Consider the following 9,680-nt stretch of genomic DNA (forward strand, 5'->3'; position numbering starts at 1 on the left):
CCCATTGTCGGGCTTGGGCTGATACGGTTACAGATTCAGGTTCATGGAAAAAAAGCGTATCAGATGAGCGCGGGCATTTGCTGCGGTACCCCTTATTTGTATCGCTGTGTGTACAAAATGAGACCTGATACACAAGAACGTTTGCAGCTGGCCATGCGGACACATCGGCGATACAGGCGTCACCTTAACTGGCACCCATCAACCTGCACCGCTGGTTTTGCCAAGGAGATGACCGATGCCTGCCCGCCACTCGACCACCAACCTGCCACGCCGTTTCAGCCGCACCCTGTTCGCCTGCGCCCTGTTGCCGCTGGGTCTGGCAGCCACCCACAGCGCCATTGCTGCACCGCAAAAGCCGCCAGTAGCAGCCGCAACCGTGGATGCTTTCGGCCCGCTGAAACACATCAATGCGGGCGTGCTCGATGTGGCGTACGTAGAGCAAGGCCCGGCCGACGGCCCGGTGGTGATCCTGCTGCATGGCTGGCCCTACGACATTCACAGTTTCGAAGCCGTTGCCCCTGCCCTGGCCGCAAAAGGTTACCGGGTGCTGGTGCCTTACGTGCGTGGCTACGGCCAGACCCGTTTCCTGTCCGCAGCCACCCCACGCAACGCCCAGCCCACAGCGCTGGCCAGCGACATCATTGCCTTCATGGACGCGTTGCATGTCCAGCATGCCGTGCTCGCCGGCTTCGACTGGGGCGCGCGCACCGCCGACATTGTCTCGGCACTGTGGCCCGAGCGGGTGAAGGCCCTGGTATCGGTCAGCGGCTACCTGATCAGCAGCCAGGAGGCAGCCAAGGCGCCGCTGCCGCCCAGCGCCGAACTGCAATGGTGGTACCAGTACTACTTCGCGACCCCACGCGGCCAGGCCGGCTACGAGCAGAACCGGCATGCCTTCGCCAAGCTGATCTGGCAAACCGCTTCGCCCAAATGGGCGTTCGACGATGCCACGTTCGAACGCAGTGCCAAGGCGCTGGACAACCCCGACCAGGTGGCGATCACCGTGCACAATTACCGCTGGCGATTGGGGCTGGCCCAAGGCGAAACACGCTACGACCCGCTGGAGGCCAGGCTGGCCCGGTTCCCCGCCATCACGGTGCCCACCATCACGCTGGAAGGCGATGCCAACGGCGCCCCACACCCACCTGCCGAAGCGTATGCAAAGCGCTTTACCGGCAAATATGAGTACCGGCTGATCAGCGGTGGCATTGGCCACAACCTGCCGCAGGAAGCGCCGCAGGCGTTTGCCCAGGCGGTCGTGGATGCGGATCACCTGTAGCCTGCTGGGGCGCAATTGCTACATGAAGTGTCAAACGGCTTAGCAGGGCTTGGAAAGCCCGTTGTGCAGGACATGCGTTGGCCAAACCCCATTGTGGCCAGCTATCACGCGGGGTTGAGCCGGGTTTGAATGACACGGTTTGAAATGCGACTTGTAGGATCTTTTACCGTGTAGCGTAGGAAACTTCGAGCACGAGGGATTTCCCTGTATGAAATATCAGTTTCTACAGCAAAATCGAGCTGCTACGGTCCAGCTTTCCTACAACGGCATGGACGCCGACAGCGTGAGAAAAGCATGGACCCGTACAATGCCTCGGCACTGAAACTGCAGAAGAATTTGCTTAACCTGCGCCTTGAACGTGATCGCCTGAGAAGGGAGGGTAAAGACAAGGAAGCGGACGTGTTGGCTGAACCGATCGCCAAGATCGAGGCGGCGATCCAGCAGTTACCGGATAGCTTCAAGCCCGTGACCTTGCAGTGACCTTTAACATTCACTGACCCCACAGGGTTGCGCCACAGATGAAATCAAGCGCAGAAACCTGTGGGAGCGGGCGCGCCCGTGAACACCGGCGCAGCCGGTGCCATACACCGCGTCGCCTGCTTCGCGGGCATGCCCGCTCCCACAGGTTCAGTGCTTACCTTCAGGCATGCGCAGTACTTGTGAGCGGCTTCAGCCGCGAACACCGGCGCAGCCGGTGCCATACACCGCGTCACCTGCTTCGCGGGCATGCCCGCTCCCACAGGTTCAGTGCTTACCTTCAGGCATGCGCAGTACTTGTGGGAGCGGGCGCGCCCGCGAACACCGGCGCAGCCGGTGCCATCTACCGCGTCGCCTGCTTCGCGGGCATGCCCGCTCCCACAGGTTCAGTGCTTACCTTCAGGCATGCGCAGTACTTGTGGGAGCGGCTTCAGCCGCGAACACCGGCGCAGCCGGTGCCATCCTCCGCGTCGCCTGCTTCGCGGGCATGCCCGCTCCCACAGGTTCAGTGCCTACCTTCGGGCATGCGCAGTACTTGTGGGAGCGGGCGCGCCCGCGAACACCGGCGCAGCCGGTGCCATACACCACGTCGCATTCTTCGCGGGTGAACCCGCTCCCACAGGGACCCTGCTAGATCTTTGAATTGTGTGCAACGCCTGGCCGGGCAAGCCTGGCCCCCGCCCCCAGGCACGTCACAGCAAAGGCGATGACCAAAGCCCCGGTCCCCAGCAGGAAAATCAACTGCTGGTTGGAGCCCTCCACCAACATGGCAATCAACGCCGGCGTCACCGCCGCAGCCCCCATCAAGGTAATGCTGACCAGTGACGTCAGCTTGCCAGTCGGGTCGTTGGTAGTGATCAGCGCCATGTAGTACGACAGCGACAGCACCCAGCCAAAATTAATCAGCAGCAACGCGACAAACAACTGCATCGGTGTGCGGGTATGGCCCGTGAGCATGGCGATGGAAATGAACACTGCCACCAGCCCTACGGCAATCATCAGCTGGCGGTTGACCCGCGCTCCCAGCAAGCTTGGCAGCCCCGCCCCAGGCAGGCCACCAATGGCCGACAGGCCGAACGCCCAGCCAATGTCAACGCCGCTGATGCCCTGGTCCCGTGCCAGCTGGTCGATGAAACCCCACACGCAGTAGATGGCGATCTGCATGAACAGCATACCCACCAACGCCGTACGCCCCGTGCATACTGAGCCGCCCTGGGCAGCTGAGCCTTCGCCGCTGGCCAGCAACGCCGCTGGACGGCGCGGCAACACCAGGCTGGCGCCGCAGATCAGCAAGTACCACAGGCCGAATGCGCACAAGGCAGTCACCGTACCACTCTGCGCGACCAGCAACGGCAACGCTGCGGAGAACAACGAGTACTCGGGCGTTTGCAGCAACAGCATCAACCCGAACGATCGGTCCTGGTTGGGTAAGCGGCCTAGCATGCCTACCGCGTAGGCATACACCAGCCCTGCACAGGTGCCGGCCGCCAGGCGCACGAGCAGCAACATGGCGTTGGTGGTGGCAAAGGCGGTGGCAACGCTCAATGCCACGCACAGCGCGCCAACGCATAGGCACAGGTTACGCCCGCCATGGCGCTTCATCAGTAGCGGGCACAGCAAGGTACCGAGGGTCATGCCGATCATCTCGACCGACACCACCCAGCCCTGCTGGTCGAGTGACAGGCCAAGTTGCTCCGTGACCAAACCCATGAAGATGGGTTGTACGCCACAGACAATGAAAGAAGTACAGGCAATGAAAATCAGCGCGGCACGCAGCAGCTTGGAATCGTGGGTCATGGAAGGACTCCGACACGGCATTTGTTTTTATTGTGTGTGAGGGCCAGCCCTGGAAAGCGCCATGGCAGGCGGCTGGGCCGGTCTCGAGCACAATCCTGGGCCGTGATCGAACGCTTTGAAAGTTAATTATCGGAATCGAATGCAGTGGGCTTTTTAATGCAGGGCAACTTCCCCTGCCTGCATCCAGAAATGCACTGCACCTGATCCTGATAATTAATTGGAGACCTGCCCGCATCCGCCCTACCGTGGTACGTCACCCAAGCCGTTAGTAAAAAAGGCCCGACCATGAACGACCGTGAGTTCATCAACGCCATCGACGCCGATGGCCTGCCCCTGCACATTGCCGTAGCCAACGGCCGAATCACCCACATCGGCCCGCAGCGCGCCAGCACGCCCGCCCGCGAAACCATCGACCTCGAAGGCCTGCTGGCGCTGCCGGGCTTTGTCGACGGCCACATTCACCTGGACAAAAGCTTCGTCGGCGACCGCTGGCGACCGCACCAGCCCGTGGCCAGCCTGCGCGAGCGCCTGGCCGTGGAAAAACGCGAACTGGCCAGCGCCCCGCCCATCGTCGAGCGCGCCGATGCACTGATGCGCCAGGCCGCCTCGTTCGGCACCCTGGCCATGCGCTGCCATGTGGATGTGGACGCCACCACTGGCCTGACCAACCTGCACGCCATGCTCGAAGCCCGGGACAAATGGAAAGACCTGCTCGACATCGAACTGGTAGCCTTCCCGCAGGCCGGCGTGGTGACCTGCCCTGGCACCGCAGAGGTGATGGAAGCCGCCATCCGCGAAGGCGTGCAGGTGGTCGGCGGCATCGACCCGACCACCCTGGACGGCGACGCCGATGCCCAGCTGGACATCGTGTTCGGCATCGCCGACCGGCATGGGGTAAAGGTTGATATCCACCTGCATGAGCCCGGCGACATCTGCATCGCCCAGCTCCAGCGCATCGCCGCCCGCACCCAGGCATTGGGCATGCAAGGGCTTGTGGCCGTCAGCCACGCCTATGGCCTGGGCGATGTATCCGATGCCGTGCTCGACGCCACCGCCGAAGTGCTGGCGGGTGCGGGAATTTCCATCATGACCAACGCCCCTGGCGAACACGCCTTCCCACCGGTGCTGCGCCTGCGCGCCGGCGGTGTGCGGGTATTTACCGGCAACGACAACATCCAGGATGCCTGGTGGCCGTATGGCAATGGCGACATGCTGCAACGGGCCATGCTGGTCAGCTACCGCTCGGGCTTTAACACCGATGAGGAACTGCGGGTAGCGCTGCACATGGCGACCGAGGCCAGTGCCGGGGTGATGGGCAAGACGGATTACGGCTTGAAGGTTGGCAACGAAGCCAGCTTTGTTCTGTTCAGGGCACCAAATGCAGCTGCGGCGGTGGCGGCGGCGATTCATGAACGGGTGATCGTGCGCCACGGGGCTTTCTGGGGCGGGCCTGCGCAGTTGCAGTTGAAGGCAGCGCAGTTTGCTGCGGAAATGTGCCGCTAAGCTGCACCGTACTTTCACCACTGCGGCACTCCTCGACACGAAACGAAACACCCCGGCTCGTTCATCCGCCCATCCAGGTGCAACAGTTGCGGTATGCTACCCTCCGCACCCAAAGCGGCGGACTATAGCGAACGCGCTGCTATATTTGGGGTGAGTGTTCAGGCAATGCGTGGAAGAGGAGTGATTGCATGAGCCACAAAAACATCTGGGAAACCCTGCTGCAATGGGTTTCCCCTCCTTCAGAAGAGTCCTTGGCAATCGCCAGGCGACTCAATGCAGTCGCCGAGCAAGTGCAGGTGAGTGACCACGGCGCCGTCTCCATTTCGGCATCCACCATCCTGCAAGATGCAGATTTCGCGCGGGCCTGTGAAGCAGCCAGGCAAGCGATTTCGAAGTCGAACTAAACCTCTGCAATGGGTTTTCTCCTCGTCCTTCCCATCCTGATCTGCGGCTTCATTTACTGTAAATACAACTTCTACGACAAGACACTCATTGCGAAATATGAAGGACAATCACTGTACCTGCATATCGCAATGAGGGGGCTTGTCCTCGCATTGCCATGGCTGACATTGGTGTTTTTCAGCGAGTGGTTAACCGAGGGTTTTTTTGGCCTGGCCGCACTGCTTGAGCAGCGGGGCTTTACCAGCGCTAAAGATCAGCATCTGTTTTCGACGATGTTGGTCGCTATTCTCACAGCACCGCTGTACGCCTACCTGGTGGCAAAGGTCCGGTTTAAAATCACCCGTTATCGTCACGGCCTGAACAACGATTACCTTACCCGCTCCTTCATTCTTGAAACCATGTTGCCTACCAGCACCCACCAGGCGTTGCTGCTTGACTCACTCTTCAACAAGCGCCTTTACATGTTCAGCATGGAAGACCGTAAGGTGTACATCGGCTGGGTGAAAAATTTCGGCAACCTGCAGGATCACGATTCGAACAACGATGAAGGCTTCTCGATCATCCCTATCTACAGCGGCTTTCGTGACAAGGATCAGCTGACGGTCGAGTTCACCACGTTCTATGACAGGGTATACGACGCGGTCAAGAAAGGTCCGGCTTCAGGTATTGACGATGGCACGGAAGACCGCTGCGCTCGCGCTAGCAGAGCCGATGAGATCGGAAGCCTTTTCAGCATCAGCCTTCTGCAAAAGAACATTGTTTCCATGACCTTTTTCGAAGGCGCGTATTGGCAGGAATTCAAAAAGAACGAGATCAAGCCAGAGAAGGACGCCACAAGAATCTGAACATTCTGGTGGGGGTACTCGCGTGATTACAACAGCACCCACTTGCCTTCACCAGCCGCTCACTCAGCCCGCAGGATACCAATCAAAATCTCAGCCAGCTCCATGACCATCGGGTCCGCCGTAGGCCGATGAAAAATCGCCGCTTCAAACACCTTGATCGGCTTGAACCCTTCTTCCGCCCCCAACACCCGATGCCCCGCCGTCACCACCCGCGATGGCAACAGGCTCACTCCCAAACCATTGGCCACCGCCTCCTGAATCCCTGCCAGGCTCGAACTGGTGAATGCAATACGCCAGCTGCGCCCCATGGCCTCGACCGCACTGATCATGTCATCGCGGTACAACCCACGCGGGGGAAAGGTCACCAGCGCAATCGGGTCCTGGGCAAAACACGGGTACTGAGCACTGTCGATCCACTCGATGCGCTCTGGCTGGCAGGCATTGGCCTCGCGGCTGTTGCGTCGCTGCTTGATCAACACCAGGTCCAGTTCGCCCCGATCATAGGTGCTCATCAGATCACGGCTAAGGCCACCGGTAATTTCCAGCTTCACCGTCGGATTACGCCGGTTGAACGCCGCCAACGCCTGCATCGTCTTGCCCGCAACAAAATCGTCCGGCAGGCCGATACGCACGGTCACCGTCACCCCGCCCGACATCGCTTCGGTCAGCTGGCTGCTCACCGCCAGCAGGTGCCGCGCGTACCCCAGCAGCGTTTCACCGGCATCGGTCGGGTGCACCTCGCGGTTGCTGCGGTCAAGCAACTGGTGGCCGACCATTTCTTCCAGCCGGCGCACCTTCTGGCTCACCGTAGACTGGGTGGAATGCAGGCGCGCGGCGGCGGTGGTGAAGCTGCCGCAGTCGGCCACCATGACCACGGTGCGGAGCATGTCCAGGTCGTAGATAGCACGGTTGGGGTTGGGGGATTCTGGCATTTGGCGCGTTCAGCTTTTCGAGGGGGCTGGGTACATGATGCCTGAAGCCGGGGTGCATGATGCATTGCCCTCGTGCGAAGCATGCTTTGTACGCATGCACGACCGGCCTGTCAGGGCACCAGGGTCTTCTCGAAATAGACGCGCCTGAAACCGTCTTCCGTACGTTGCCCCACGTTCACATAGCCAAGCCTGGGGTAAATCGACAGGTTCTCGGTCATCTTCTGGTTGGTGTAGAGATGGACGGCGCCTAGCCCCTGTCGCCGGGCGGCATCCTCGCAGAAGCGGATCAGCGCCTTACCTGTACCCTGCCCGGCTGCGCTGGGCAGGACCGCGACGTTTTCCAGCAGCATGTGGCCCTGCTCGGCAAAGAACACAATGAAACCCTGAAAGACCGCTTGATCATTCGTCGCAACGTAGACCACACCTTGCGCTATCTGCCTGGCGAAGTCGGCAATCATCGGCGCGGGCTTGCGCCCGATCAGTGGCACATAACGGGCGTAGGCCTGTTCGGCACAACGCCTGACTTCAGGCTCATCAGCTGCCACGGCCTGCCGGATCATCGCGGTCTCCGTGAGGGGAAAAAATGAGGGGAATAGACGGTCAGCTGGAAAGTGGCAAATAGCCTGCGGAACTGCTCGCACATCGCACAACAGTTCGATAATCGCACGAATTCAGCCAAACCCTCTCTACTGTTGCCCTATCTTGCGGCACGCTATGGCGAAAGTCAGCAAGGAATTTCAAGTGCTGACAGGCCCCATCGCGTCACGCGCTCCGGCCAGCCCGACAACCACAACTCCAGGAACAACCAGGAGCTCGCCTTGATCAATAAAACGTATGAGTCCATCGCCAACGCGGTGGAAGGGATTACCGACGGTTCGACCATCATGGTCGGTGGCTTTGGCACGGCCGGCATGCCGTCCGAGCTGATCGACGGCTTGATCGCCACCGGTGCCCGCGACCTGACCATCATCAGCAACAACGCCGGCAACGGTGAGATCGGCCTGGCCGCCCTGCTCATGGCAGGCAGCGTGCGCAAGGTGGTCTGCTCGTTCCCGCGCCAGTCCGACTCCTACGTGTTCGACGAATTGTACCGCGCCGGCAAGATCGAGCTGGAAGTGGTGCCGCAGGGCAACCTGGCCGAGCGCATCCGCGCCGCGGGTTCGGGCATTGGTGCGTTCTTCTCGCCGACCGGCTACGGCACCCTGCTGGCTGAAGGCAAGGAAACCCGTGAGATCGACGGCCGCATGTACGTGCTGGAAATGCCACTGCACGCCGACTTTGCGCTGATCAAGGCCCACAAGGGCGACCGTTGGGGCAACCTGACCTACCGCAAGGCCGCCCGCAACTTCGGCCCGATCATGGCCATGGCCGCCAAGACCGCCATCGCCCAGGTCGACCAGGTTGTCGAACTCGGTGAACTGGACCCGGAACACATCATCACCCCGGGTATCTTCGTCCAGCGCGTGGTTGCCGTTACCGGTGCTGCCGCTTCTTCGATCGCCAACGCTGTCTGAGGCCTGCCATGACCATCACCAAAAAGCTCTCCCGCACCGAGATGGCCCAACGCGTGGCCGCAGACATCCAGGAAGGTGCCTACGTAAACCTGGGCATTGGCGCACCTACCCTGGTGGCCAACTACCTGGGCGACAAGGAAGTATTCCTGCACAGTGAGAACGGCCTGCTGGGCATGGGCCCAAGCCCCGCGCCGGGCGAGGAAGACGATGACCTGATCAACGCCGGCAAGCAGCACGTCACCCTGCTGACCGGTGGTGCGTTCTTCCACCATGCCGACTCGTTCTCGATGATGCGCGGCGGCCACCTGGACATCGCCGTACTGGGTGCCTTCCAGGTGTCGGTGAAGGGCGACCTGGCCAACTGGCACACCGGCGCCGAAGGTTCGATCCCGGCCGTAGGCGGCGCGATGGACCTGGCTACCGGCGCTCGTCAAGTATTCGTGATGATGGACCACCTGACCAAGACCGGCGAAAGCAAGCTGGTGCCCGAGTGCACCTACCCGCTGACCGGGATTGCTTGCGTCAGCCGTATCTATACCGACCTGGCCGTGCTGGAAGTGAGGCCTGAAGGGCTGAAAGTGGTCGAGATCTGTGCGGATATCGATTTTGACGAGTTGCAAAAGCTGAGTGGTGTGCCGCTGATCAAATGATCAACTGCAACCTTCTGGCGAAACGCAAACCCTGTGGGAGCGGGCGCGCCCGCGAACACCGGCGCAGCCGGTGCCATACACCGCGCGGGGTTCTCCCACAGAGATCGCATCAGGGCTGACAGGTGTTGGCCACAAGATATGCAGCGCCTGTGAGACCGAGCGCCGCCCGCGCGGCGCTTCGCGGGGCAAGCCCGCTCCCACATTTGTTGCAACGTGCCAAGCCTGACAGGCCATGGCTGCCCGCCTTGTTGCCCTGACTGGATTTCTCGACTGGCGCATCC

Annotated in this window: 10 protein-coding genes; 7 read left to right on the forward strand and 3 right to left on the reverse strand. The window is 61.0% G+C overall.

Annotated elements, in window-relative coordinates:
• The first annotated feature begins 235 nt into the window (after window positions 1-235).
• Entirely contained in the window at window positions 236-1,279 is a 1,044-nt protein-coding gene (locus tag ACIQUI_RS26160; protein ID WP_403203587.1) for an alpha/beta fold hydrolase, read from the forward strand.
• A gap of 294 nt (window positions 1,280-1,573) precedes the next feature.
• Window positions 1,574-1,759 (forward strand): hypothetical protein, encoded by a 186-nt coding sequence (locus ACIQUI_RS26165; protein WP_403203589.1) that lies wholly within the window; start codon window positions 1,574-1,576, stop codon window positions 1,757-1,759.
• Window positions 1,760-2,386: 627 nt separating this feature from the next.
• On the opposite strand, the gene ACIQUI_RS26170 is transcribed toward ACIQUI_RS26165, so the two are convergent.
• Window positions 2,387-3,553 carry an MFS transporter gene (locus ACIQUI_RS26170; protein WP_403203591.1) on the reverse strand — a complete coding sequence of 389 codons (1,167 nt, stop codon included), beginning with the start codon at window positions 3,551-3,553 and terminating at the stop codon, window positions 2,387-2,389.
• 285 nt (window positions 3,554-3,838) lie between these two features.
• Here ACIQUI_RS26170 and ACIQUI_RS26175 point away from each other — a divergent pair, with 285 nt between their 5' ends.
• The 3 genes from ACIQUI_RS26175 (at window position 3,839) to ACIQUI_RS26185 (ending at window position 6,303) form a co-directional block, all read left to right on the forward strand.
• Window positions 3,839-5,056, forward strand: a complete 1,218-nt coding sequence (locus tag ACIQUI_RS26175) for an amidohydrolase family protein (RefSeq protein WP_403203593.1) — start codon at window positions 3,839-3,841, stop codon at window positions 5,054-5,056.
• Between the two features lie 188 nt (window positions 5,057-5,244).
• Complete coding sequence (locus ACIQUI_RS26180) at window positions 5,245-5,460, forward strand: hypothetical protein (RefSeq protein ID WP_403203595.1); 216 nt, start codon at window positions 5,245-5,247, stop codon at window positions 5,458-5,460.
• A 9-nt stretch (window positions 5,461-5,469) separates the two neighbouring features.
• Window positions 5,470-6,303: a hypothetical protein gene (locus ACIQUI_RS26185; protein ID WP_403203597.1), complete on the forward strand. Its 834-nt coding sequence runs from the start codon at window positions 5,470-5,472 to the stop codon at window positions 6,301-6,303.
• Window positions 6,304-6,362: 59 nt separating this feature from the next.
• On the opposite strand, the gene ACIQUI_RS26190 is transcribed toward ACIQUI_RS26185, so the two are convergent.
• Together ACIQUI_RS26190 and ACIQUI_RS26195 are read right to left on the reverse strand one after the other, a co-directional pair.
• Window positions 6,363-7,235 (reverse strand): LysR substrate-binding domain-containing protein, encoded by an 873-nt coding sequence (locus ACIQUI_RS26190; RefSeq protein ID WP_403203599.1) that lies wholly within the window; start codon window positions 7,233-7,235, stop codon window positions 6,363-6,365.
• A gap of 110 nt (window positions 7,236-7,345) precedes the next feature.
• Window positions 7,346-7,795, reverse strand: coding sequence for a GNAT family N-acetyltransferase (locus tag ACIQUI_RS26195; protein ID WP_403203601.1), 450 nt, complete (start codon window positions 7,793-7,795; stop codon window positions 7,346-7,348).
• Between the two features lie 258 nt (window positions 7,796-8,053).
• Here ACIQUI_RS26195 and ACIQUI_RS26200 point away from each other — a divergent pair, with 258 nt between their 5' ends.
• Together ACIQUI_RS26200 and ACIQUI_RS26205 are read left to right on the forward strand one after the other, a co-directional pair.
• Complete coding sequence (locus ACIQUI_RS26200; protein WP_391138272.1) at window positions 8,054-8,749, forward strand: 3-oxoacid CoA-transferase subunit A; 696 nt, start codon at window positions 8,054-8,056, stop codon at window positions 8,747-8,749.
• 8 nt (window positions 8,750-8,757) lie between these two features.
• Window positions 8,758-9,399 carry a 3-oxoacid CoA-transferase subunit B gene (locus ACIQUI_RS26205; protein WP_403203603.1) on the forward strand — a complete coding sequence of 214 codons (642 nt, stop codon included), beginning with the start codon at window positions 8,758-8,760 and terminating at the stop codon, window positions 9,397-9,399.
• Window positions 9,400-9,680 lie beyond the last annotated feature (281 nt).

It is taken from the genome of Pseudomonas sp. NPDC090592, from assembly GCF_044769185.1.
Taxonomy (GTDB): Bacteria; Pseudomonadota; Gammaproteobacteria; order Pseudomonadales; family Pseudomonadaceae; genus Aquipseudomonas.

Bases quoted from the DNA above. Each gene is read 5' to 3' on its own strand.
- ACIQUI_RS26160 (WP_403203587.1), top strand. From the start codon at position 236: ATGCCTGCCCGCCACTCGACCACCAACCTGCCACGCCGTTTCAGCCGC.
- ACIQUI_RS26165 (WP_403203589.1), top strand. From the start codon at position 1,574: ATGGACCCGTACAATGCCTCGGCACTGAAACTGCAGAAGAATTTGCTT.
- ACIQUI_RS26170 (WP_403203591.1), bottom strand. From the start codon at position 3,553: ATGACCCACGATTCCAAGCTGCTGCGTGCCGCGCTGATTTTCATTGCC.
- ACIQUI_RS26175 (WP_403203593.1), top strand. From the start codon at position 3,839: ATGAACGACCGTGAGTTCATCAACGCCATCGACGCCGATGGCCTGCCC.
- ACIQUI_RS26180 (WP_403203595.1), top strand. From the start codon at position 5,245: ATGAGCCACAAAAACATCTGGGAAACCCTGCTGCAATGGGTTTCCCCT.
- ACIQUI_RS26185 (WP_403203597.1), top strand. From the start codon at position 5,470: ATGGGTTTTCTCCTCGTCCTTCCCATCCTGATCTGCGGCTTCATTTAC.
- ACIQUI_RS26190 (WP_403203599.1), bottom strand. From the start codon at position 7,235: ATGCCAGAATCCCCCAACCCCAACCGTGCTATCTACGACCTGGACATG.
- ACIQUI_RS26195 (WP_403203601.1), bottom strand. From the start codon at position 7,795: ATGATCCGGCAGGCCGTGGCAGCTGATGAGCCTGAAGTCAGGCGTTGT.
- ACIQUI_RS26205 (WP_403203603.1), top strand. From the start codon at position 8,758: ATGACCATCACCAAAAAGCTCTCCCGCACCGAGATGGCCCAACGCGTG.